At 46.5% G+C, this 25790-nt stretch carries 20 protein-coding genes; 13 read left to right on the top strand and 7 right to left on the bottom strand.

Annotated elements, in window-relative coordinates:
• Positions 1 to 31 precede the first annotated feature (31 nt).
• From ACXAFQ_RS02400 to ACXAFQ_RS02355, 10 genes are all read left to right on the top strand, one after another.
• The gene (locus ACXAFQ_RS02400) at positions 32 to 547 is read left to right on the top strand and encodes a sigma-70 family RNA polymerase sigma factor (protein ID WP_474817985.1); all 516 of its coding nucleotides are present in this window, start codon (positions 32 to 34) and stop codon (positions 545 to 547) included.
• Positions 540 to 1247 (top strand): DUF3379 family protein, encoded by a 708-nt coding sequence (locus ACXAFQ_RS02395; protein WP_474817984.1) that lies wholly within the window; start codon positions 540 to 542, stop codon positions 1245 to 1247. Before ACXAFQ_RS02400 ends, ACXAFQ_RS02395 begins: the two co-directional genes overlap by 8 nt.
• Positions 1248 to 1369: 122 nt before the next feature.
• On the top strand, positions 1370 to 2227 hold the full coding sequence (locus ACXAFQ_RS02390) for a diguanylate cyclase (protein ID WP_474817983.1): 858 nt from the start codon (positions 1370 to 1372) through the stop codon (positions 2225 to 2227).
• Between the two features lie 18 nt (positions 2228 to 2245).
• Entirely contained in the window at positions 2246 to 3739 is a 1494-nt protein-coding gene (locus ACXAFQ_RS02385; protein WP_474817982.1) for a methyl-accepting chemotaxis protein, read from the top strand.
• Between the two features lie 136 nt (positions 3740 to 3875).
• Positions 3876 to 5387, top strand: coding sequence for a sodium/proline symporter PutP (gene putP, locus ACXAFQ_RS02380; protein ID WP_474817981.1), 1512 nt, complete (start codon positions 3876 to 3878; stop codon positions 5385 to 5387).
• Positions 5388 to 5710: 323 nt separating this feature from the next.
• Positions 5711 to 6625: a sulfate adenylyltransferase subunit CysD gene (gene cysD / locus ACXAFQ_RS02375; protein WP_474817980.1), complete on the top strand. Its 915-nt coding sequence runs from the start codon at positions 5711 to 5713 to the stop codon at positions 6623 to 6625.
• Positions 6625 to 7218 (top strand): adenylyl-sulfate kinase, encoded by a 594-nt coding sequence (gene cysC, locus ACXAFQ_RS02370; protein ID WP_474817979.1) that lies wholly within the window; start codon positions 6625 to 6627, stop codon positions 7216 to 7218. The genes cysD and cysC overlap by 1 nt, the downstream gene beginning before the upstream one ends.
• The gene (gene cysQ, locus ACXAFQ_RS02365) at positions 7218 to 8006 is read left to right on the top strand and encodes a 3'(2'),5'-bisphosphate nucleotidase CysQ (RefSeq protein ID WP_474817978.1); all 789 of its coding nucleotides are present in this window, start codon (positions 7218 to 7220) and stop codon (positions 8004 to 8006) included. Before cysC ends, cysQ begins: the two co-directional genes overlap by 1 nt.
• A gap of 3 nt (positions 8007 to 8009) precedes the next feature.
• A complete protein-coding gene (gene cysN / locus ACXAFQ_RS02360) occupies positions 8010 to 9425 on the top strand; it encodes a sulfate adenylyltransferase subunit CysN (protein ID WP_474817977.1) in 1416 nt (471 codons plus the stop codon).
• Positions 9426 to 9443: 18 nt separating this feature from the next.
• Complete coding sequence (locus ACXAFQ_RS02355) at positions 9444 to 11168, top strand: SLC13 family permease (protein WP_474817976.1); 1725 nt, start codon at positions 9444 to 9446, stop codon at positions 11166 to 11168.
• Between the two features lie 90 nt (positions 11169 to 11258).
• Here the strand turns inward: ACXAFQ_RS02355 and ACXAFQ_RS02350 are convergent, their stop codons facing one another.
• The 6 genes from ACXAFQ_RS02350 to ACXAFQ_RS02325 all read right to left on the bottom strand — a co-directional run bounded on the left by ACXAFQ_RS02350 (position 11259) and on the right by ACXAFQ_RS02325 (position 20174).
• On the bottom strand, positions 11259 to 12812 hold the full coding sequence (locus ACXAFQ_RS02350) for a response regulator (protein WP_474817975.1): 1554 nt from the start codon (positions 12810 to 12812) through the stop codon (positions 11259 to 11261).
• Between the two features lies 1 nt (position 12813).
• On the bottom strand, positions 12814 to 13641 hold the full coding sequence (locus tag ACXAFQ_RS02345; protein ID WP_474817973.1) for a CheR family methyltransferase: 828 nt from the start codon (positions 13639 to 13641) through the stop codon (positions 12814 to 12816).
• Complete coding sequence (locus ACXAFQ_RS02340; RefSeq protein WP_474817972.1) at positions 13638 to 17138, bottom strand: GAF domain-containing hybrid sensor histidine kinase/response regulator; 3501 nt, start codon at positions 17136 to 17138, stop codon at positions 13638 to 13640. Before ACXAFQ_RS02340 ends, ACXAFQ_RS02345 begins: the two co-directional genes overlap by 4 nt.
• A 290-nt stretch (positions 17139 to 17428) precedes the next feature.
• Positions 17429 to 18028: a PEP-CTERM sorting domain-containing protein gene (locus tag ACXAFQ_RS02335; RefSeq protein WP_474817971.1), complete on the bottom strand. Its 600-nt coding sequence runs from the start codon at positions 18026 to 18028 to the stop codon at positions 17429 to 17431.
• Between the two features lie 171 nt (positions 18029 to 18199).
• On the bottom strand, positions 18200 to 19393 hold the full coding sequence (locus ACXAFQ_RS02330; RefSeq protein ID WP_474817969.1) for an ABC transporter permease: 1194 nt from the start codon (positions 19391 to 19393) through the stop codon (positions 18200 to 18202).
• Between the two features lies 1 nt (position 19394).
• Entirely contained in the window at positions 19395 to 20174 is a 780-nt protein-coding gene (locus ACXAFQ_RS02325) for an ABC transporter ATP-binding protein (protein WP_474817968.1), read from the bottom strand.
• Between the two features lie 257 nt (positions 20175 to 20431).
• On the opposite strand from ACXAFQ_RS02325, the gene ACXAFQ_RS02320 reads away from it, so the two are divergent.
• Entirely contained in the window at positions 20432 to 21136 is a 705-nt protein-coding gene (locus ACXAFQ_RS02320) for a Yip1 family protein (protein ID WP_474817967.1), read from the top strand.
• A 55-nt stretch (positions 21137 to 21191) separates the two neighbouring features.
• Here the strand turns inward: ACXAFQ_RS02320 and ACXAFQ_RS02315 are convergent, their stop codons facing one another.
• On the bottom strand, positions 21192 to 21920 hold the full coding sequence (locus tag ACXAFQ_RS02315; protein WP_474817966.1) for a DUF3025 domain-containing protein: 729 nt from the start codon (positions 21918 to 21920) through the stop codon (positions 21192 to 21194).
• A 198-nt stretch (positions 21921 to 22118) separates the two neighbouring features.
• Between ACXAFQ_RS02315 and ACXAFQ_RS02310 the strand changes: the two genes are divergently transcribed.
• Together ACXAFQ_RS02310 and asnB are read left to right on the top strand one after the other, a co-directional pair.
• The gene (locus tag ACXAFQ_RS02310; protein WP_474817965.1) at positions 22119 to 23783 is read left to right on the top strand and encodes a M28 family metallopeptidase; all 1665 of its coding nucleotides are present in this window, start codon (positions 22119 to 22121) and stop codon (positions 23781 to 23783) included.
• Positions 23784 to 24064: 281 nt separating this feature from the next.
• Positions 24065 to 25738, top strand: coding sequence for an asparagine synthase B (asnB, locus tag ACXAFQ_RS02305; RefSeq protein ID WP_474817964.1), 1674 nt, complete (start codon positions 24065 to 24067; stop codon positions 25736 to 25738).
• Positions 25739 to 25790 lie beyond the last annotated feature (52 nt).

Below are 25790 nucleotides of genomic sequence, written 5' to 3'. Positions count from 1 at the left end.
GTTTTTGCGGGTACTGCAGGTCTACTCTTGCATGAAAGAAAAACAGCAAAGATACGAAACACTGGTGCATGCCTTTCATGGCGATATTTATCGCTATGCCTATTGGCTCACCCGTGACCCAACCATCGCCGAAGACGTGGTCCAGGAAACGTTCCTGCGGGCGTGGCGTTCTCTCGACGCGTTAAAAGATGAGAAGTCAGCAAAATCCTGGCTTATCACTATTGTGCGACGGGAAAATGCACGGCGGTTTGAACGCAAACAATTAGATTTAGTCGATATAGATGATGTGAGTGTGTCTGATGATGCCTTCCATGCTGTGCCGCAAGATGAATCTGATGAGCTGCGCGTGCTAATTGCCCGCCTCCCCATGGACTATCGAGAGCCACTTCTTTTACAACTTTTATTTGGCTATTCCGGGGAAGAAATTGCTGAACAACTATCACTGAACAAGAACACGGTGATGACGCGGTTATTTCGTGCCCGGAATCAACTCAAAGACATGTTAGCGCAGGAATCTTCACAACAAAGAGGTCGTCAAAATGGATGATTTAGAATTTCGGCGTCGTGTTTTCGCCAATCCAAACACGACTGACAAAGAGGTAGCGGATATTGCTGCCAAAAATCCTGACAAAGCACAGTTAAAAAACAGCCTGCAACAATTAGACGATGATCTGATGAAGGCTTTAAAAGTGCAGGTCCCAGACAATTTAGCCCACAAACTTATTTGGGAGCAAAAGTCTGAAGAACTAAAGCGACACAAACGTCGGACACCCTGGTACATCGGTCTAGCTGCATCGGTTGCTCTGACAATAGGTGTAACAGGCACTGTGGTTATGCAAGGCGCTAATGTAAACATAGGCGATGAAGCCCTTGCTCACATGCGCTATGCAGAAACCGAGCAATCTCATTCAGCGGTTGCGGTAAACATGGATCTTATCAACGCTAAGCTTGCCGGTTTTGGCGGCACATTGGTGTCATCCATTGGTAACGTGCGGGTAGCGAATTATTGTCATTTGAATACAACGCAGAGCCTACATTTAATCCTCGACACAGATCAGGGCCCCATGTCGGTGTTTATTATGCCGCAGAAACGCGACCAGAATGTCCCCGACGCGTTTGCTGATAACCAGTACCACGGTGAAAGCTGGGCGCTACAAAAAGCCAGTATTATGGTTGTGGGTGAAAAAGGCGCTGACTTAGCCCCGCTCATGCAAAAAGTAAAACGCAGTATCACCTTCTCAGCCTAAGCCCCTCTTCGTGTTGCCGTAAAAGACTCTTTGCGGCGGCATTCACCTTGACTCACCTTTAAACGCGTCTATAACTTAAAGAAGTTCAATTCTTTCTGATCCATCGTTTGCGTGAGAAGTTAATGCGTTTATCAATTAAGTCGTTAGCCATTTTCCTAATTTTACTGGCCCTGCCGTTTACACAGGCTCAGGCATTGACCGTAAAGCTTAAAAAGATTGAAGAAGAGAAAGAGCAACTGCTTCTCGATATCCTTACATTGGCACTGTCTAAAAGCGACGAAGATATCAATTTTACATTTGATACCGTTACAAAAAATGAAGCACAAATGATGGCGGATATCGAAACCGGTGAAATGGATATCATGTGGGCTGGCGCGTCCCAGGATAAAGACGAAAACATGCTGGCTGTGCGAATTCCGGCGTTAAAAGGGCTGCTCGGGCACAGAATATTCATCATTCGGGAACAAGATAAAGACACGTTCAAAAACATCAAAACACTGAACGATTTAAAACAACTAAGGGCTGGACAGGGTCGCTTTTGGGGCGATAGCGAGGTACTGAAAAGTGCGCAAATCCCCCTTGTTACTACAACCAAATTTAACAACTTATTTTCTATGCTGGAAGGCGGCAGGTTCGACTATTTTCCGCGGGCTGTCCACGAGCCTTGGGTGGAAGTAAATCGGTTTCCTGAGCTAAACCTTGTAGTCGACGAAAACGTCATGCTCATTTATCCCTTCGCGATGTACTTCTATGTGAAGAAAGATAACCAATTGCTACACGACCTGATTTACAACGGTTTTAATGCCGCAATCGATGATGGCAGCTTTGATGACTTATTTTTTAGCAACCCTATGATTCAGGATGTGCTGACAAAGGCCAATTTGAAGCAACGCACCATTTTGAGAATTGATAATCCCGCCCTTCATGCCGACACACCGCTCGACAAAAAAGCATATTGGTTGGATGTATCTGCACATTAATTTTGGAACAGGCAACAAATGACGTCGATTAAACAACGAAGTATGATTTTACTGGCAGGCGTATCTGCCGCCGTAATGGTGATTGCTTTTGTGGTGGCCTACATGTTCACCTCGATGTATTTCAATCATCAGCGGGATGAACAGATTGAAGATACCACCACCATGTTGGCAGTGGTGCTTCAGGAACCGGTGTTTTCATATGATCAGGAATTAACAAGCAATATCCTGACGTCTTTCGTTAAATTGCCCTATGTGCAAACGGTAAAAGCTTACGACCACCGCGGCAGAGCCATTGGTGAGGCCAACGCAAACGAGACCGCCCCGTCACCCGATCAAGTATTGAACAAAAAAATCGATGTGATCTGGAATGGTCAACAAAAGGTGGGCGTGCTTGACATCACATTCAGGCTGGACAGCAATGAGGGCTTGCTCAACGCGACTAAAGTGATGTTTATCATTCTCGCGATCATTATTCTTCTTACTTTGCAGATAGTGAACTGGTTTGTCCTTGGACGCTATGTAATTAAGCCGGTTAATCAGGTTGTAGAAGCGTTACGTGGCATCGCCAAAGGTGACGGCGATTTAACCATGCGATTAAAAATTAAAACGGAAGATGAAATTGGTCAGTTGGCCCAGGCGTTCAACCAGTTTATTGGTAATTTGCAAACGCTCATTGCGGAAATCATTCAGCACACGAATGATTTAAAACAATGCGCCACTGGCATCCACAACAGCGCCGGCAGTAACCACTCATCAACCACCACACAAAAAACTGAGACGGCGCAGGTTGCAGCGGCGCTTACCGAACTGACTAAAGCAGTAGAAGAAGTGGCGTCTAATGCCAGCATCACCTCTGAAAAAACCAATCTATGTAACGAGTTGGCCATTAACGGCAATAGTATTGTTCAGAAAACCATTGGAGAAATTAAACACCTTGGGAAAGAAATTGGTGAAACATCGCTAGAAATCAATGAATTAAAAAATAGAAGCGACCAAATCAACACCATCTTGGTGGTGATTAAGGGAATTGCCGAACAAACTAACCTGCTGGCCTTAAACGCGGCCATCGAAGCTGCCCGGGCGGGAGAAATGGGCCGGGGTTTTGCGGTAGTGGCCGACGAAGTTCGCGCACTGGCTCAACGAACGCAGGCATCGACGGCTGAAATTGAAGAAGTCATTAAGGAGCTTCAATCTTCTTCGGATAACTCCAGTCGCATGATGGAAACCACCAGAGCAACCCTTTCCGATACCATTGATGAATCATCAGCAGCCATAGATGCGCTGGATAAGATCATTACCAATGTTAAAACCATCAACGACATGAATGCCCAGGTGGCAAATTCCGCCGTAGAGCAAAATCAAGTCGCAACACGGTTAAATGCGAAGGTGGAAGCCATTAATTCCCTGGCAGGATCTGTGTCTGAAAATGCAGACAAGGTCGGGTTACTTAGTGAGCAATTGAACGATATTAGCGGTAATATTGAAAGTAAAGTCCGTCGATTCAGAGTTTAATAGAATTCAGTAACCCTTTGTTTTTAAAATCATTGCAAAGAAAAGCGAACCGAATTTTCCGATAGATAAACCAGACTGCCATAGAGACTGTATCTACTTCCTGTTAGCATGAAAGAAAAAAACAGGAAGGAATACGATGGAAATAAGTACGATAATCTCCCTGGGCATCTATTTTGCGGTCATGCTCGGTATAGGGTTATTCTCATACCGACAAACAGATACCAGCGTTGAAGGTTACATGCTCGGGGGTCGCCAATTAGGCCCTGCAGTTACCGCGTTATCTGCCGGTGCGTCAGACATGAGTGGCTGGATGCTCATGGGTCTGCCCGGTGCGATGTATGTATCTGGGATATCCTCTGGCTGGATAGCCGTTGGCTTAGTGGCTGGCGCATTCGCCAACTATATTTTGGTGGCTCCTCGCCTGCGTATCTACACAGAAGTTGCTAACAACGCAGTCACACTTCCCGATTATTTTGAGAACCGCTTTGCCGATAACAGTCGCTTATTGCGGGTTATTGCCTCTGTGGTCATTGTTATCTTTTTTACCCTGTACACCTCCTCGGGCGTTGTAGCTGGCGGTAAATTGTTTGAAAGCTCATTTGGCCTCAGTTATGAAACCGGTTTGTATGTTACGACCGGCGTGGTGGTTGCCTACACCCTCTTCGGTGGCTTTATGGCGGTAAGTATTACCGATTTCGTGCAAGGCTGTATCATGTTCGTGTCACTGGTTATGGTACCCGTTGTGGTGATCATGGAGCTAGGCGGATTTGGCCAAGCCGTTGACGCTGTTTCGACCATCAACCCACAACTGTTTGACCCCTTCACCGATGCTGATACCGGAGAAGCACTGTCGCTTATTGGTATCGTGTCTTTACTCGCTTGGGGTCTAGGTTACTTTGGTCAACCGCACATTATTGTGCGTTTTATGGCCATTCGTTCGGTGGGCGATGTGCCAACCGCGCGTCGTATCGGTATGAGCTGGATGATTGTGTCTATCATTGGTGCGCTGATGACAGGCCTGTTCGGACTGGCCTACGTTACCGCAAATAGCAATACCATTGATCCCGAAACCATTTTTATCCACCTGTCTCAATTGCTGTTCCACCCGTTTATCGGCGGATTCCTACTGGCAGCGATTCTGGCCGCCATCATGAGTACCATTTCCTCGCAACTGTTGGTGACCTCAAGTTCATTAACCAGTGACTTCTATCAAGCATTCCTGCGTCGTGATGCGTCAGACAAAGAGTTAGTTTTGGCTGGACGAGGTTCGGTTATCCTTGTTGCTCTGGTTTCAATTTATCTGGCTTACGACAGAGACAGTACAATTCTGTCACTGGTAAGTAATGCCTGGGCTGGGTTTGGTGCAGCGTTTGGCCCACTCGTCCTGTTTAGCTTGTTTAAACGTGATATGACCCGCAGAGCAGCGCTAGGCGGTATGATTGTGGGTGCGGTTACGGTGCTGCTTTGGATTTATCTGCCATTCACTATTGGCGGTGAAAGCTTGAGTAGCTGGATGTACGAAATTGTCCCAGGATTTATTCTATCGAGTTTGACCATCATCATTCTGAGTAAGAGTGGAACGCCTAGAGAGGGTGTAGTCGATGTGTTTGATGCATTTAGTGCAAAGCTGACTGAATTTAAGAAGTAGATGAACTTATAGGATGGGCCGGCGTATTCATTGAAAGATTGCATCGCTTTAGAACCTGACATAACGCTGCGAAACATGGCAGCTAAATCAGACATGATGTGCATTGACAGATTACTGCCCTCTCTTTGAGAAACAGCCATCCTTAAAGCATATCCTGACCAAAGCCGCTCTCCTGAGCGGCTTTTTAGTATGACGATTTCGTTTCAATGTAATAAAACGGCTATTTTGTATAGCAAATTGGCATTACTACTTTCTGATCTAAATATGTTAGGGTTCTATACATATAATTGTTTAGCATATAACCCCAACAATCGGACTCGAAAATGACACTTGATATACCGTCTATTACCCATCTGAAACAACTCGAAGCCGAGAGCATCCACATTTTCCGTGAAGTTGCTGCCGAATTTGATAATCCGGTCATGTTATATTCCGTCGGAAAGGATTCCTCTGTTCTTTTACACTTGGCTCGTAAGGCCTTTGCCCCAGGCAAAATTCCCTTCCCACTGCTGCACGTTGACACCACGTGGAAATTCCACGAAATGATAGAGTTCCGTGATCAACAAGCTGAGAAACATGGTTTCGATCTGCTGGTACACATCAACCAAGAAGGTGTTGATGCCGGTGTTGGTCCATTCAGCCACGGTAGTGCAAAGCACACAGACATCATGAAAACTGCTTCTTTGAAGCAGGCACTGAACAAGTATAAGTTCGATGCCGCATTCGGTGGTGCCCGCCGAGACGAAGAAAAATCACGTGCGAAAGAGCGTGTTTACTCATTCCGTGACAGTAACCACCGCTGGGACCCGAAAAACCAGCGCCCTGAGCTTTGGAACATCTACAACTCATCAGTAAACAAAGGCGAAAGCATCCGTGTATTCCCTATGTCTAACTGGACTGAGCTGGATATCTGGCAATACATCTACCTGGAAAACATCGATATTCCTTCTCTTTACCTGGCAAAACCACGTCCGGTTGTAGAGCGCGATGGCGTATTGATTATGGTTGATGACGACCGTATGCCATTGGAAGAAGGTGAAGCCCCTGAAATGCGTTCAGTACGCTTCCGTACCTTAGGTTGTTACCCGCTGACCGGTGCGGTTGAGTCTGAAGCTGCGACGCTGCCTGAGGTTATTCAAGAAATGCTGCTGACCAAGACTTCTGAGCGTCAGGGCCGTGTTATCGACCACGATAGCTCCGGTTCTATGGAGAAGAAGAAAATGGAAGGGTACTTCTAATGTCGACGGATATCGTATGGCACAAGTACGAGGTCAATAAAAAGACCCGTGCCGAAAGCCTTGGCCAAACGCCACGCGTACTGTGGCTGACAGGCTTCAGCGGTTCCGGTAAATCCACCATTTCGAACCTGCTGGAACAGAAATTCCAGGAACAGGGTAAACACACTTATCTGCTCGACGGCGATAACGTTCGTCACGGTTTATGTGGCGACCTGGGCTTCAGCGATGAAGACCGCGTTGAAAATATTCGTCGCGTGAGTGAAGTGGCCAAACTGTTTGTCGATTCTGGTGTAATTGTACTGACTGCATTTATCTCTCCGTTTCAGGCTGACCGCGACTACTGCCGCAATCTGCTTGAAGAAGGTGAGTTTGTGGAAGTGTTCATTGATACCCCGCTGGACGTGTGTGAATCCCGCGATCCCAAAGGGCTTTATAAGAAAGCCCGAGCAGGTGAAATCAAGCATTTCACCGGTATCTCCTCCACTTATGAAGCACCGGTTAACCCGGAGATCCATCTGGAGTACAAAGACGAGCCTGCAGAACAAACTGCAGAACGTCTGTACGCCATGCTTGAAGAAAAAGGACTTGTGTAATGGCATTACCTGATCCATTAGCAGAAAAGATTCTTGCCATCAGCAAAGAAGCTGGTGACAAAATTATGGGAATCTACGAGAAAGATTTCGCCATTTACGAAAAAGAAGATACCAGCCCACTGACGGAAGCTGACCTTGCCGCACACAACGTTATTGTTGCCGGTTTGGAAGCGGTATCTCACCTGCCTATCCTGTCAGAAGAATCTGCCGATATCCCCTGGGACGAACGTCGTGGCTGGGATAAATACTGGCTGGTTGATCCGCTGGATGGCACCAAGGAATTCATCAAGAAGAACGGTGAATTTACCGTCAATATCGCCCTTATCGAAAACGGTAAGCCTGTGATGGGTGTGGTTTACGCCCCGGCCCTGAAACGTTCGTACATCGGTATCGACGGGCAAGGCGCGTGGATTGAAGACGAAGGCGGTTTTGCTCCGATTTCTGCGAAGAAACACACAGACGGTGAAGTATGGAAAGTGGTAGGCAGTCGCTCTCATCAGAGTCCTGAAATCCAGAAGTTACTGGAAGATTTGGGCGGTGAAGCGGAACTGGTTGCTATGGGCAGTTCGTTAAAACTGTGTCTGGTAGCCTCTGGTGAAGCCCACTTGTATCCGCGTTTAGGCCCAACTTCTGAATGGGATACCGGCGCAGCCCATGCGGTTGCCACAGCAGCAGGCGCGAAAGTGACCGTGCTGGATGGCTCAAACCCGCTGGCAGAAGACGCCCCTGACCTGACTTATAACCAGAAAGAATCTGTGTTGAACCCTTATTTCTTAGTGAGCGCATAAGCAATGAATGTAGATAACGAATTATTGAAAGAAGACGTCCTGGGCTACCTTGAACAGCACGAACAGAAAGACCTGCTGCGCTTTCTTACCTGCGGTAGCGTAGACGACGGTAAAAGTACCCTGATCGGCCGCCTGCTGCATGACTCAAAAATGATTTATGAAGATCAGCTGGCAGCAATTACTAAAGACAGTAAGAAAAGCGGTACCACCGGTGACAAGGTTGACCTGGCACTGCTGGTAGACGGTCTGCAGTCTGAGCGTGAGCAAGGTATCACCATCGACGTAGCCTACCGCTACTTCTCCACCGACAAGCGTAAGTTCATCATCGCGGATACGCCGGGACACGAACAGTACACCCGTAACATGGTAACGGGTGCGTCTACCTGTGATCTGGCCATCCTGATGGTTGACGCCCGCGCCGGGGTAAAAACCCAGACCCGTCGTCACTCGTTCCTGGCCAGCCTGTTAGGTATCAAGCACGTTATCGTTGCTGTGAACAAAATGGACCTGATGGACTTTAGTGAAAAAGTATTTGAAGACATCAAAGCTGACTTCCTGAAGTTCTCTGAAAATCTGAATATCCCTGATATCCAGTTTATTCCGCTGTCAGCCCTTGAGGGTGACAATGTGGTAAACCGCAGCGAACAGTCGCCCTGGTATACTGGCAAACCTCTCATGGAAATGCTGGAAACCATTGAAATCGGTAACGATGACAACAAAGACGACTTCCGCTTCCCGGTTCAGTATGTAAACCGTCCTAACCTGGACTTTCGTGGCTTCGCGGGTACCGTGGTATCTGGTCAGGTTGCGCCTGGCGATGAAATCACTGCACTGCCTTCAATGAAAACGTCTAAGGTTAAGTCAGTAGTGACTTTCGAGGGCGATCAGGAACGTGCTTACGTACCGCAGGCGGTTACCCTGACACTGGAAGATGAGATCGATATTTCACGCGGCGATATGATTGTTAAGTCTGACAACCTGCCACTGCTGTCGAGCCAGTTTAAATCTCACCTGGTATGGATGGCTGAAGAGCCGATGATGCCGCATAAGCAGTATCTGTTTAAGTTTGCGACCAAGTCGACTTCAGGTTCTGTGTCAGAAGTAGAATACCAGATTGATGTAAACACCATGGAACACAAGCCTGGTGCCCATCTCAATCTGAACGAAATTGGCGTTGTTGATCTGAAATTCACTCAGCCAGTGGCCTGTGACAATTACGATCGCAACCGTGCAACCGGTGCATTCATCGTTATTGACCGGCTGACCAATGGCACCGTGGGTGCAGGTATGATCATCGACCAGTTGGCCGAAGACAAGCAACACAAAGCGCCTGAGTTCTCAGCATTCGAGCTGGAATTCAACGAATTGGTTCGCAAGCACTTCCCACACTGGAACGCGATCGACATCAGCAAACTGTAACAAACCGGAATGGTTTAAATGGATGTCAACCAAATCATGGTGCTGGGGGTTTTCTTCAGCACCATTTTTGCGCTAGTCGCCACCAACAAGCGGCCTTCGACTATTTTCGCGGTCGCCATGTTGCTTTTGCTGGTTACTCAGCAAATTACCTTTGATGAAATACTGCAGAACCTGACTAACAAAGGGCTTATCACCCTTATTCTCCTATTGCTGGTAAGCAGTGCCATCGACAAAACGGCATTGATAAAGCAAATTGGTCGCAAACTTATTGCTCCAAGTTTTGCCCTTTCCTACTGGCGTTTATTCGGCTTAACCTTCTTCTCTTCTGCCCTACTTAACAACACGGCAGTGGTAGCAAGCTTGATAGGCCCGGTAAAACAGAATCAGTATCACCCGTCATCCCGCTTACTTATTCCACTTTCCTATGCCGCTATTCTCGGTGGAACGGTCACGTTAATTGGTACTTCTACCAATCTGATTGTAGATTCGTTTCTGCAGGAACACGGTCATCCGGGTTTTGCCTTCTGGGATTTCACCCTTTATGGCCTTACTGCGGGTTTAAGTTGTGGTTTGTTAATGTTCGTACTGGCAAGCCTGCTCCCGGATATCGCCAACAAGAAAACCGATTACCGGTCGTACATTGTTGAAGCCGAAGTAGAAGCCGGTTCTGAACTGATTGGTAAATCGGTGGAAGAGAACCACCTACGAAATCTGCCTGAGTTGTTCCTGGTGGAAATCGTTCGTGACCGTCAGCTGATCACGCCGGTGTCTCCTGATTTCATTATTGAACAGGGCGACAAGTTGATATTCTCTGGTAACGTGCAAAAGCTGGACAATTTAAGCCACATTAAAGGCTTAACCATGTTCGCTGAAGCCGACGGCATTCTTCGCGAAAACCTTACCGAAGTGATTATATCTAACCGCGCGCAAATCATCGGCCAAACCATCAAAGCCCTCGGTTTCCGCGCATTATTTGATGCTGCGGTGGTAGCGATTCGCCGGGATGGTGAGCAGCTATCAGGCAAACTTGGTGAAATAAAATTGCAGGCGGGTGACTTTTTGCTGTTAGCCACCGGTCCGGATTTCCAGACTCGCCAGAATTTGTCGAAAAACTTCTTTATCCTCTCGGAGCAGAAGATCACCCGACCACTGACGAACTGGCAGGAATGGATCACCATGGGTGGTTTCTTACTGGTAGTTGCCCTATCAGCAACAGATATACTTAGCCTCGGCATCGGGCTGCTGTTCTTCGCTGCAGTGCTTATCGCGGCCAAGGTAACCAGCAATGGTGAAATCAAACGCAACCTGCCACTGAACCTCATAGTGGTGATTGTAGGCGCGCTAAGCCTAGCCAGTGCGCTGGAAAATGTAGGTGTGATAAGCATGAGCACCGAAATGCTGATGCCGTACTTGTCTGACACCAACTGGTTTGTTGCTCTTATCGTGGTGTATGTCGCTACCTTGCTGCTTACCGAGTTTGTCACCAATAACGCAGCGGCGGCATTAATGTTCCCGTTTGCGTATGGCGTGGCGGGCCTGATTGGTGCGCCTCTGATGCCATTCGCACTGGCTGTCGCATTTGCCGCCAGCGCCAGTTTTATTTCGCCCTACGGCTATCAGACCAACTTGCTGGTATATAACGCGGCGAATTATCGGTTTTCCCATTTTATTAAAATTGGATTACCCATATCGCTAACCTATAGCAGCATTGTACTCATATTATTGAATATGACGTATTTCTAAGATGGCTAAGCGCAAATAAAACAAACCACTGACAAAACAAAGCCCCGCACTGCGGGGCTTTTTTTGGATTTTAAAACGCTACCCTAATATTTATGGTAACAAAGTCTTCAGCTCTGCTGCGATTTTATCTATCGAAACCGGTTTCGATAAAAAGCCATCAAACCCTAATGCTTTACACTTTTCTACATTTTCAGGCATGGCATGAGCGGTGAGTGCAATGACGGTTTTGTTGTATCCCATCTCTCGCAGTTTGGCATGAACCTCATAACCGTCCATTTCTGGCATCTGGATATCCAGTAAAATGAAATCATATTGGTTTTCAGCGACTAACCTTAACCCTTCCGGGCCAGATTCGGCCGTGTGAAGGTCGATACCAATGTGTGAAAGCAACGCCTCAGTAACAAAACGATTTTCTTCTAAATCGTCTACGTACAGTGCTCGTAGTGCGGCTCCTCTGATATCAGCCAGTAGATCGCTTTTACTCTGCTTACTTTTTTCCGGAACCACCTGCTCTGCTACCGGTGCATGAAAACTTGCAGCAAAGAGGCTACCCTCTGACGGTGAGGATTTTTCCAGCACCAATGAGCCACCCAATTCTTCACAAATGTCTTTTGACAGCGCGAGTCCTAATCCGGTGCCTCCAAAGCGCCCCATAATTGCCTTATTCGCCTGTTTGAAGGGCTGGAAAAGGGCTTTTTGTTGAAACTCATTGATGCCAATACCGGTATCCTGAGTTTTACAGGTGAGGATCTCGTCTTCATAGTAAACCGATAAGGTAACGACACCAGACTCGGTGAACTTAACCGCGTTACTTATCATGTTGTTCAGTACTTGCTTCATTCGCAAGGGGTCGCAAACAACTTTAACGGGAAGCGGATCTTGTATAGCCAAAATAAATCGCAGACCTTTGGCCTGTGCCGCTTGCAATGCTTGCTCGTCTATCTCTCTCAATAGTTCCCGTGGAGAGAACGTTGTTCTATCGATGGAAATACGGCCCGCCTCCATCCGGGAAAGGTCAAGTACATCATCAATAATGTTTTTCAGTTCGCGACTGTTTTTGAGTACTTTTTCCGCTAAATAGCGATGCTCATCGCTTAAGGATTCTGACATAGTGAGCAATTCACCAAACCCGGTAATATTACCCAGTGGCGTCCGCAGTTCATGAGAAACATTCGCAAGCATCAACGCGATGGATTTATTCGCAGCTTCCACTTTTTGGCGCAATGCTTCTTCTTTTTCCAGTTTTGCCACCAGATCTTGCTTGCGCTGATGCATCTGTAAAAAAGCTTTCACCTTGCTTTGAATAACCGGTCGAGACACAGGCTTAAAAAGAATATCCACGCCACCGGCTTCGTAGCTATCTAACTCAAACTGTTCTGACTGACTGTGCGCAGTAAGAAACACAATAGGCAGCTCGCGAAATTTTTTTACACCGCGGATTAAACGCGCTAATTCAAAGCCTGAAACGGGCGTCATTTCTATGTCGATAATGGCAAGACAAAAGTTCGTCTCAGTGAGTAGAGCAAGCGCTTCATCTGCACTTTGGGCAGTAATAATCTCTGCCTGCTCGAGAGTTTCCAGTTGGGCCTCAATGGCCATTAGATTTCTGTTATTGTCGTCTACGACTAGAATTTTATTAGACATACTACACGTGCTCTGTATTTCGCTGATATATACGCTTTGGGCTATTGAAGGCTCGAAGCCCGAATTCACTCTCTCGTTTGAACAGCGATTCGGATTGGCCTAAAACAAGAAAACCGGATTGGTGAAGAGACGATACCAGCAACGACAACGCCTTGTTTTGCGCGTCTTCGTTCAGGTAAATCAATACATTACGACACAGTATGAGATCCATGTCATCAAGAGGTTCATCTTTAATAAGATCGTGCTGAATAAAAGTAACCTGGTCTAATAACGCTTGATCAAAGAAGCCAAGATTGTAGCGAAAAAAGTAATAATCGCTGGCATGTTTCTGCGCCGACACCTGGGTGTAGTGACGGATGAATTGCCTGATCTCATCTTGGGAAAATGCACCGCGCTGGGCTTTTTCTAGCGCCGCAGTACTCACATCTGTGGCATAAACGCTGGTGCGGGATAACAAGCCCTGTTCCGATAGCAGCACTAACAAACTGTAGAGCTCTTTACCGCTGCTGCAACCTGCAGACCAAATCTTAATATGTGCACGGGTTTCAAAGTAGGGAAATAACTGCTCGTTGATTAACTGGAACGTATCCGGATCACGAAAAAACTCGGTGGTCCCCACCGTTAGAATATCAATTATCCACGCGAGAGACTCTTTTCCTTTGAGCAATTCATCCAGAAGCGCAAGTAACGAGCGACCGCCACTTTGTCCGCGCAGGCTATCTAGTCTGCGGGCAATATAATCGTCAGCATAGTGCTGAAAATCATAATTGAAACAAATTTTTAGCCCATGCAGAAAAAGCGCATTTTCCTGCTGTAGAAACTGACTCACACCATGAGCCCTTGTTCTGGCAGCCATACTCGTAATACAGACATTAATGCGGTCAGGTTTAACGGCTTTGCAAGATAATCATTGGCGCCACATTCAATTATTTGCTCGTGATCTTCTTTTCCAGCTTTTGCCGTTAACGCTATTATTGGCACCCGGGCGTATTTTTTTACTTTACCGTCCCGGATGGCTTTTATGAGTTCGTAGCCATTCATGTTAGGCATCATGATATCGGTTAACACCAAATCCAAATGACTTTCAGAAGCAAGCAGATTCATCGCTTCCACACCATCTTTGGCAATAACGACATCTGCACCCCGTTGCTCAAGCGCGCTGGTTAAGGCAAATATATTGCGCATATCGTCGTCCACCAGCATGATTTTGTACCCTGACAGCTCTGAATCAGCGAGCGTATTTTTTTCTAACACTTTACGTTGCTCTATGGATAATTCTGCTTCATCGCGATGTAAGAACAGATTGATTTGTTCAAGCAATTTTTCTGGCGAGCGAGCACCTTTCAGAATAATACTTTCCGCCAGGCCGGATAGCGTGTTTTCTTCTTCTAGGTCCAACTCTTTTGCAGTGTAAATAACCACAGGGGGAAGCGAAATATCCATATATTTTATGGTTTCAAGGAAAGCTAAACCCGTTGTATCTGGTAAACTTAAATCCAGCACAATAGCATCGTAATTAGACGATTTGAGCGCCGCAATAGCATCCTCACCGTAACCACACACCACAACTTCTGTGGTTTTAGAACCCAGCAACGCTGAAATTGCCTGCTGCTGTCCTGCATTGTCTTCAATCAAGAGCAGACGACGATGAGGCGTAGTAATAATTCGTTTAACCCGTTCCAATGCGGCTGAAACTTTATCAATCGTCATGGGTTTAGTCAGATACCCCATTGCCCCAAGACGCAGGGCATTATTTTGATAGTCCATACCCGATATCATATGAACGGGAATATGCCGCGTTTTAACGTTGGATTTTAAAGATTCAAGAATGGCCATACCGCTAAGATTAGGCAGTTTGATATCCAACAGCACGGCATCAGGCGTAAAACTATCTAACAATGCCATGGCCAGCTCACCACTGGCCACACACACGGCCTGCATATCCAGTCTTTTAGCCGCAGCTCCAACCGCCATTGCAAACGCTTTATCGTCTTCAACAATCAACAAACAGAGCTTAGTTCCGTCCAATTCTTCGACTTGCCTTTTCAGCTCAATAAGCTCATCCGCGTTAGCGTCTTTTTCAATGAATTCGCTGCTTAAGGTTTGGGCCTTTTGCTGACTCCCTTTCTCAAGCATTGTAAACGTCGCAGGTAACTTAGTGGCTTCAGGAGCATCGAGTTTGGTTGTAATAGTTAGCTCAAACTTACTGCCTTTACCCTTCTCAGATTCAAGTGTGATGCACCCTTTCAGCAAACTCGCCAGCTCTTTTGAAATTGAGAGGCCCAGGCCGGTGCCGCCATAGGCGCGATCGACAGAAGAATCTTCCTGTTCAAAGGCTTCAAATATCCGCTGCTGTTTAGAGGCATCTATACCCACCCCCGTATCTGAAACGGAAAGAGAAATCGTGTCAGCGCTGCGCTGATGAAGATATAACTCGACTTTCCCTTCGCTGGTAAATTTAAGCGCGTTTGAAATCAGGTTACGCAGTATTTGCTTTAATCGGCTGCGATCAGTTGTCAGTGTGCTAGTTTGAACAGAATCTTCAATGCGAATATTCCAGTTGACCTTCGTTTGTTTAAAAAGAGGGTTGAAAGACACATCGAGCTCATCAATAAAGTCGCGCAGAGAAAAGGTTTCGATATTGAGGGTGATTTTCCTGGCTTCAATTTTGGTTAAATCGAGAATGTCTTCAATCAGCATAAGAAGATCATTACCCGATTGATGAATGGACTTCAGATATTCCAGATTTTTACCTGTGAGTGACGTTTCCTTTTCTAGCAGTAACGAAGAGAGCACCATCAAACTATTGAGCGGTGTTCTGAATTCATGAGACATGTTTGCAAGAAATTCAGATTTGTAGCTGTTTATTTTAATCAGTTCTGCCGCTTTCGCTTCGAGATCCGTTTTAGCCTGGCTTAATTCGCTGTTAGAGCTATCCAAAGAGACGGTTTTTATCTCCAATTCCCTGGACTGTTTTTGGAGCTCTTCATTTGAAACCCGTAATTCTTCTTGTTGCAACTCCAGCTCAGCCGTTTGCCTCTGACTCGCTTGTAACAAGTCTTGATTTTCTTCACGTATATGTAGGCTGTGTAGACCCTGACTAATTACTTTACAGTATTTGTCAGCTGCAGCTCTGTTGGTAAACTCACTATTGTCTGATAAAGCAATCTCAATAATACCTAATTGCTCAGATTCAAAGACGAGTGGCAAATAAAGCAATTTATTTGGCACCATGCTGCCCATCATGGATTTCAAACGCCAGAATTTATCGGGTACTTGCTCAATAGTAGTTACCTCACCGGCATCCAGCATTTGTTTTAAAAAATCTTTGTGGGGGATTGGTTTATCAGCGTCCAGAGAGGTTAGCCCCCACTGGGCTACAAGGGAAAGAAATTTACCATCAGCGACATATAAGCAAATACTGGCTGCGCTCATGTAATCGGCAAGTTTATTGATAATGGCGTTATAAACGTCTTGCTTACTACTCTGCCCGGTAAATGCCATCGACATGTGCTGGAGCAGATTATCCAGAGCAGATTTTTGCTGAATTTCATCTAGCAAATCTCGGTGCTTTTTGCCCATCTCGCACAGATCGCCGGCGAGCTTGTTCATCTCGCTGTTGCCATAGTCAGTGTTGTCAACGAGAGAAAAGTCCATTTTACCGTCTGATATGTTGCGGGACAGCCTGGTTACGCTTTTCACCGACAGCAGCATTTTAGTAACGTGACGCTGCGCAACAACCCATGATAACAGCGCAGTAAGTAGCAGTACGACAAAGATAAAACTGATTGTTCTGAAGGTTGAAGATTCCAACGTTTCACCAACCAGTCTGTTCTCCGCATCGAGCAGGTTGTCGAGCCTGGCGATAGCAGAAATGGCTGGCTCATCATTCACCTTTACTTGTGCATCAAGTTCTTCGACGGACAAGCTAGCCAATTGCTCAGAGCGCAATAATCTTATCTTTTCAAGGTACTGATTAATAACAAGCTCTATGTCAGTGATCTGCGCCAACTCTACATTACTTACTTTAGGCAAGGCTTTGTAATTACCAGAAGCACGCAGCGCTTCATTAAGCTTTTCTTCAGCTGTTACTTTGTACTGAAGATCACGTCGAATAATATAATTCTTGAACGAATGTATGCCACCGCCATAACCAAGGTTGGTGTAAAGCTGTTCTAGATACTGTTTCTTCTGCATAAATATATCAGTCGATTTTTGCATCTGATTCTGACTGTTATAAATCAGCAAGGCGCAAATCACCGCACCAACAGCAGTAAGAACGAGAGGGGTAAATAGAACTTTGTAGATTTGCTTACTCAGCGACATGGCCATTCCGGAAAAGAGTCTAAACAGACTGTGCCAACAGGAAGAAAAAGGGGGGGTGGCACCATCAATACTGCAAAGAAATGATTACATGAAATGGCTTAAAGGTTACTTATACTTTTGGCTAAAGTTAGCGTGTAGATGGCAATATAAGACAATAAACTAGCTCATCATATTGAGAGTGGGAAATTTTTAAGCAGTTTATGATATTACTCAGGAGAGCCGGAGCTTGCGGGGATGCATTTTGAAGACAGACAGCCTACGATAAGGCTGCCCGGATTAGATGACTAATATTATGAGTGTTTCTTGCGACGCGAAATCCCAAAGCCCAGCAAGCCAAGTGAAATTATTCCAAATGTCGAAGGCTCAGCAACATTTACAGCGTTACCTATTGTGACATCGAGAGCAATCTGCGACCCCGCAAAAGTGGAAAAGTCGGTGATAGAAAAACCGCTAACCAAAAAATCAGAAATTGAGATGGAATCAACTGTAATCGTTCCCATCCAGCTGATCATATCGCCATCACTAAAAGCAAATTCACCACCTGATACATCAATGCCAAACTCGTCACCAACCACACCATCATCGTCAATGTAAACATACTCTATATCACGAGTTTCACCAGCGATAGTCAGCCAAGCAGCTCCTGAAGATACAGTAGCATTGAGATCGCTCATCACTGTAAGGTCAAACTGCAGGTTACTCCAAGCTTCTCCCGCATCCACAAAATCGTCATGACTAAATGTGTCAGAACCAATTGCCAAAGTAGACCCGCTGAATTCCCAGATAGTGCCACCGCCGATATTATCTTCGGTTATATTCAACATGAGACTAGCGTTTGCAACGGTTGGCGCTGTTAAAAGTAGGCTCGCTACACATAACTTTTTAAACATTACAAAAATCCTTTGATGAAATGAAAATTAGCGTTGAAGGTTATGCAGATTACGAACCACTAATTTTTGGTTGTTTTTTCAACAGCTTAACCAGAGACATTTTGAAGATTGTAAAAATAGCTGACAAGTACAAATTTCTATACCGTCAGCTACAATTAAATTGATCAGCACTTAACGGAAAAGCACATTTTCCTGATTAAACCAGTACACACTAAAGGCAATAAGGGCGCCAGCAATCAAAGCGGTCGAGCCAAATATGGCAATTAACTGTACGTAGTCCATGGTACCTTTGATCAGCTCTTTCATGGCGAGCGCTACGTTAGTCAGTGGCACCCAGGCCCAGCCACCTTTCAACTCAACGCCAGGTAGCATTGCCATAATTACCGGTACGATAGTGAACATCACCAGCGGGGTCATATAACCCTGTGCTTCTTTGAAGCTTCGAGCGTAGATAGACAGACTCAGTAATACCGACGCGAAAATAGCCACAACCGGAATCAGCATGAAGAAAATAAGCAGGAAATCCATGCCGCTAATTGAGCCCATAAAGTCGGCAACTAACTCAATGGCCATGCCCTGACTCAGTACGATGCCCCAGATTGCCATACTGCCTACGGTCACCATTGCAGAAGTCACTCCAGCCAGCGCAATGGCCAGAAACTTCCCTAACACCAGTTTATGACGAGCAATAGGAGAAATAAGCAAAGTTTCCAACGTGCCACGTTCCTTTTCACCTGCGCCCAAATCGGTGGCGGGGATCATCGCGCCTTGCAAGCAAAGCATGAACACCAGGTAGGGAATAAATCCACCGATTTTCTCCCCCCAGTTTTCCCGCTGATCGGCCACATTCACTTTCTCAACCACTACAGGGTCAATAAGCGCTAATTGCTGGGTTTCATTCAGACCCAACGTAGCGAACGCGCCTTGCTGGTTTTCTTCTTCAATGGCGTCGACAATTTCATTGAGTCGGCGCTGTACCAAATTTAACCCTGAGTCATTGAGATATAACGTGAGCGAAATCTGACCATTGGCTAATACGTCATTACTGAAGTTTTCTGGGATTACCAGCACAAAATCCGCATTTTCTTCTTTTACCCACTGTTTGATGTCGGTATTTTGCGGTGCGGCAACGAGATTAAATTCTTCCGACTCAGCTATTCGCGCGACCAGGTCGGGCGCGTATTCAGCACCAACAATGGCGTAATCGAGAATTTCACTTTCCGCTTTCTGAATCGCTTTTGATGACACGTAAGTGACTACGCCGAAAATGGCGGGAAACACTAAGATTGGCAATGCAATCATGAAAAACAGGGTTTTTCTATCTCTTAGCAGTTCTTTAATTTCCTTTAGAAATACCAGCCACATATCAAACTCCTTGTTCCAGTGCTGCCAGAAATGCGCTGTTCAAAGAGCCAGGTACTAGCGCTCTGAATGCGGCAATCTCGTCGTTAAATTGGGTGCGTCCGTGGTTGATTACGGTGACCCGGTCACACAACTCGGCCACTTCATCAAGATGATGGGTTGAAAAAATAACCGGCACGCCCTGGGTTTTGAGGCCCCGAATAAAGTTAAGTACCGTTTGCGACGCCATGATATCAAGGCCGGTAGTCGGCTCATCGAGAATAACAACTTCGGGTTTGTGAACCACTGCTCGGGCAATGGCGGTTTTCTGTTTCATTCCCGTGGAGAAATTTTCACAGCGGCGATCCAGAAAACTGTGCAAATCGAGTAAGTCGGCAAGTTCAGCGATCCTGTCATCGATTTGTGTTTTTGTCATTTGATGAAGCTGTCCGAAGTAGGCGATATTTTCTCTACCGGTTAACCGACCGTATAATCCGGTAGCACCTGAGAGAAAACCAATTTTTTGACGGGCCACCACGGGGTTCTTCAGCACGTCGACACCATTGATGGTTATACTGCCCGCCTCCGGCTTCAGAGCGGTTGAGAGCATACGCAGTGTTGTGGTTTTCCCTGCCCCATTTGGGCCGAGTAACCCTAAAACCTCTCCAGCAGCACAAGACAACGAAACATCTTCCACTGATTTAAAAAACTTTCCGGATAAGCGAGGGTCTTGCTTTTCTTGCTCACTCAGCTTTTTCGGATTTTCAACTTTAAACTTCTTAGCTAATCGATTGATTTCTATCATTTATATAGCTTCCTGACGTAAATAGCGTCCATATTGTTGTTTGCAAAAGCAGCTAATGTAGAACCACTTTCTAAACTGCTCACGTTGCTACCAGTCAAGATTAGGAAAAAAATATTACGAAGCACAGGAAAAAAATGCGACAGAATATTTCCTTACAAATACGCCGTGTACAGTTGCCCACATTTTTCATACCGTATAGCACTAAGATCAGCGTTATTACGCATTATGGAAAACACAAAATAAGACAGGAAAAGAACATGTCAGAGGTTAGCAATCCGTTTCAGGCAGTAAACGAAACCTTTATCCGGCCTAACAAAGTATTTGCCAAATTAGCAAACACAGACAACTGGTCATGGGTGCCGTTTTTTATCGTGATGACATTGGCCTTATTGCCGCTTTATCTTTTTTTTCAAACTATCGACTTTGCCTGGTACAGCAATTACCTTGCAGATGTTCAACTGGGTGATGTGAGTCCGGCTGAAAAACAAGCTTACAAAGATCAACTCACGTTAGGAATGATAAAGTGGAGCACGCTGATTGGATCCTTCCTGGGCTTTTTAATCATTAATGCCCTGGTAGCCGGTTACCTGACATTCATGACCCGCAACGATGAAAAAAGTATTCAGGGCTTCACCGACTGGTATGGCATGACCTGGTGGACGGCTTTGCCTTCCATTATTCCAAGCCTGCTCGCGCTAGTGTTACTGGTAATGGCAGATTCACATCAGATTGACCCAATTTCCCTGTCGCCGCTGTCGCTCGCCTACATTTTTGGTCTTGAGCCCACCTCCGCCTTTTTTAACCTGGGCCAGTCAATTCGTCTCGATATGTTCTGGAGTTATTACCTTACCGCTGTCGCACTAGGTCAGTGGACGTCGTTCTCTACCAAAAAATCGTGGATTGTTGCTCTGGCACCGGGGGCGGTGATATACGGCATTTGGCTGATTTTCGCCATTGTGTAAACGCTAATTACAAGTAAGCGCGAACTCGACGAGTACCAACCAATCAACCCAGCGGTCAGGGAAGTAATTCCCCGACCGTTTTTTGTTTATTAAGAGGCCTAAAATAATCGGTATTTTGATAAAACGTTAGGTTCTGCGGCGAGTACCAGCCCGGCACACCTAATAACGGTAATGGGTGTAAGTGCCCTTTCGCAGAAAAAATATCTGCGTGAGTGAATCGTTGAAACAGCGCCGTGTCCACGGCGTGACATTGCTGTTGAAAAGACATCTGATTGAAATCATCAGGTACAGTCACCGCCAGCCATTTCCCCGTAAGTCCGATAAAGGGTTCAAGTAACATTTCTAAATTCGCGTGGCCGAAAATAAATGGGTAAAACACGTCGCCCCAGCTTGCCTGTTTCTCCAGCATAACTTCAATCCAGTTATGATGAGCAAGCGCATACACCAGTTCACGCCCTTGTGCTTGCAAACGTTCTGGTACCGCAAGCACTACTCCACATTCATCAAAATGGGTAATACGATTGCGCGATGGTGTGCGAGGATGAACCCCATGCGCAGCAATGTCTTCCACATGCATTCGATTCAACAATCCTTTAGTACGCGGAAATTGTATCCAAATTAATGCATTAAAAAAGTCATGCCAGTTAGACTCCCGGGTTGGCACCACGTTATCCTGAAAGATAATTTCCTCGTAGTAACGACCATCATCATCACTAAACGTCGATTGGCCCTTAAACTCCGGCCCCGACCAATTGCCGTTATGCCAGTGGTTTGTTACTGCCATCAGTGTATCTGGCTGAGGGAAAACGGCAATTTCTGTTAGACCTGTTTCACAAAGCAATTGCTTAATAGGGCTGACAAGCTCGGGATGATTTATGGCAGATGACCATGAGACTGCGGTGGAATTCATAAATGATGTATTGGTTAGCCTGGCGGGTTTCTCTATACTGGATGGTTATTGTAGAGCAAACAGAGACTAACAATGAAAAAAATTCTTTTGCCGTTCATGGTTCCAACGATGGTGGGCTTGTCAACAGTGGGCCTCACGGCTTGTAGCAGTGATCAACCGCCGGTTACAGAAGCGAAAGCAGAAGCCACATCAACCTTCGAGCAGGTTTACGCCGGCATTACTGCCGATGAAATTGTCGGCCCGCTGAAAACCCTTTCTTCCGACGAGTTTGAAGGTCGCTTACCTACGACCCCAGGAGAAAAGAAAACCCTGGATTACTTAGTTGGCCAATTTAAAGAAGCTGGCTTCCAGCCTGGTAACGGTAACAGCTATCTACAGCCCGTTGACCTGATGGAAATTACTGCTGATGCAGACATGACTATGACCATCGGCGACAATGCCTTTGCGTATAAACAAGACATGGTGGCTGGCTCTAAACGCGAACAATCGCTGGTAGAGCTGAAAGATTCTGAACTGGTTTTCGTGGGTTACGGTGTAAATGCACCAGAATACGACTGGAACGACTACGAAGGCCTTGATGTAAAAGGCAAAACCGTGGTGATTCTGGTAAATGATCCGGGTTTTGAAAATCCTGATTCCGGCAAATTCCAGGGCACCACCATGACCTATTACGGTCGTTGGAGCTACAAATTCGAAGAAGCCAGTCGCCAGGGTGCGGCGGGTGCCATTATTGTTCACGAGACTGCCCCCGCCTCTTATGGCTGGTCTGTGGTAGCAAACAGTTGGAGCGGCCCGCAGTATGGCCTGGTTACCAAAGACGGTGGCGCAAGCCGTGTGGCTGTTGAAGGCTGGCTGACATTGGACGCAGCAAAGAAAGTCTTTGCTGATGCGGGACTCGATTTTGACGAACAGAAAAAAGCCGCACTGAGCGGGCCTTATCATCAAGACCTTGGCTTAACGGCGTCAGTAACGGTGAAAAATACCTTCCAGAAATCGGTAAGTAATAATGTGATTGCTACCCTGCCCGGCACTGAAAAGCCCGACGAGCACGTGATTTATACGGCACATTGGGATCACCTGGGTAAAGATGAAAGCCTGAAAGGCGACCAAATTTACAACGGTGCTCATGACAATGCCACCGGTTCAGCCGCTGCTGTTGCCATGGCACATGCGTTCAGCAAGCTGTCTCCGCGTCCAGCGCGTTCCGTGACGTTCCTCATTGTCACTGCGGAAGAGCAAGGACTTCTGGGCTCAAAATATTATGCTGACCACCCAATTATTCCCCTCGATAAAACCGTTGCGAATATCAACATGGATGCCATGAACGTATTGGGTAAAACCAAAAACGTGAGCGTGGTGGGTATGGGCAAATCTGAAATGGAAAGCTATCTGGAAAAAGCAGCAGTGCGCCAGGGCCGATACCTTACCCAGGAAGAACACCCTGCTGGCGGTTACTACTACCGCTCAGATCACTTTAGCTTCGCGAAGAAAGGCGTACCGGCACTTTACGCTAAAGGCGGTAGCGAACCCTGGGATGCGGCCACTGCCGATTACAAAAAGCGCATGAATGTCATTGTTAAAGGTTGCTACCATCAGGTTTGTGACGAGTTTCGTAAAGAATGGGATTTATCCGGCATTGCCCAGGACACCCAGTTGCTGTTTGAAGTGGGCTATGACGTTGCCAACGCTGACAGTTGGCCGCAGTGGAATGCCACTAGCGAATTTCAACGTCCTTAAACCGCATTAAGGTTTAACGAAAACGGGTCATCGTGAAGGTGGCCCGTTTTTGCATTCTGCCTCATGATTCCCCTGTTTCCCCCGCCCTATATGGCAAAATCGTCACTTTATTTGCGATTCCGTTAAGTTAATCCTTGCTTTTTTTTCTCATACTGGCACATTCAACAAACGCGGAGTTTGCACCCTTCAAAAACAATAAAGTCTCACCCGCGGCCGCGATTAAGCGACCCGACAGAAAAAACAATCCTATTTTCAACAAGTGACAAGAGAGAACCCGTTTTATGTGTGGTATTTTCGGTATCCTTGATATCAAGACCGACGTGTCTGAACTCAGAACCCAAGCGCTAGATTATACAAAGTTGCTGCGTCATCGCGGCCCTGACTGGTCGGGTATCTGGAATAATGACAATACCATCCTGTGCCATGAACGGTTGGCCATCGTCGATGTAGACACTGGTGCTCAGCCGCTCATCAGCCAGGATAATAATAAGATCCTGGCCGTTAACGGTGAGATCTATAACCACAAACAGCTTGCCCAGAATTTGGCAACACCTTACGACTTCAAGACCCGTTCGGACTGTGAAGTTATTCTTCCTCTTTATGAGCAAAAAGGTGTTGAGTTCATTGATGAACTGGAAGGTATGTTTGCTTTTATCCTCTACGATGAAGCACAGGATGCTTACCTGATTGCCCGTGACCACATCGGTATTATTCCGCTGTACACCGGTTACGATGAACATGGCAACTTCTATGTTGCCTCAGAAATGAAGGCACTGGCGCCAATTTGTAAAACTATCAGTGAATTCCCTCCGGGCCACTACCTGTGGAGCAAAACCGGCGAGCTGACTAAGTACTACAAGCGCGACTGGATGAGCTACGACGCCGTTAAAGACAACGAGACTAACCTGGACGACCTGAAAGTGGCTTTCGAGAAAGCCGTTAAGTCGCACATGATGTCTGACGTACCTTACGCAGTACTGCTGTCTGGTGGTCTGGATTCCTCTCTGGTTTCTGCCGTTGCCGCCCAATACGTTGCTAAGCGTGTTGAAGACGAAGACAAGTCTGATGCCTGGTGGCCTCGTCTGCACAGCTTTGCCGTTGGCCTTGAAGGTGCACCAGACTTAAAAGCAGCGAAACAAGTAGCTGACATGATTGGTACTGTTCACCACGAAATCCACTTCACTATTCAGGAAGGTTTGGATGCCATTCGTGACGTTATTTATCATCTGGAAACTTACGATACCACGACTATTCGTGCCGCGACGCCAATGTACCTGATGACCCGTAAGATCAAGGCCATGGGTATCAAAATGGTTCTGTCTGGTGAAGGTTCTGACGAAATATTCGGTGGCTACCTGTATTTCCACAAAGCGCCAAACGCCAAAGAACTGCACGAAGAAACAGTGCGTAAACTGGATCGCCTGCACATGTTCGACTGTGCCCGTGCGAACAAAGCCACCAGCGCCTGGGGTGTGGAAGCCCGCGTACCGTTCCTCGACAAGAACTTCATGGACGTAGCAATGCGCCTGAACCCACAAGATAAAATGTGTGTGGATGGCCGCATGGAAAAATGGATCCTGCGTAAAGCCTTCGACGATGGCAAAACGCTGCCAGCTGAAGTGCTGTGGCGTCAAAAAGAGCAGTTCGGTGACGGTGTAGGTTATTCCTGGATCGACTCTATCCGTGACTTCGTAGAAACCGAAGTGTCTGATCAGCAACTGGCTACGTCAGAATTCCGCTTCCCGGTGAACACGCCTGATACGAAAGAAGGGTATTACTACCGCACTATCTTTGAAGGCTACTTCCCGCAAGAAAGTGCTGCGCGTTGTGTACCTGGCGGTAAATCCATTGCCTGCTCAACGGCTGAAGCCCTTGAGTGGGATGAAAGCTTCAAGAACAACGCTGACCCATCAGGTCGCTCTATGAAAGACGTGCACTCTGGCAAAAGTCACTAAGTTGCACAACTAGAAATACAAAGCCCGGTCATTGACCGGGCTTTTTCGTATT

This window comes from Alteromonas sp. ABH2_165, from assembly GCF_056159945.1.
The sequence above is the reverse complement of the archived record's forward strand: the minus strand, read 5'-3'. Positions and strand labels throughout refer to the sequence as shown.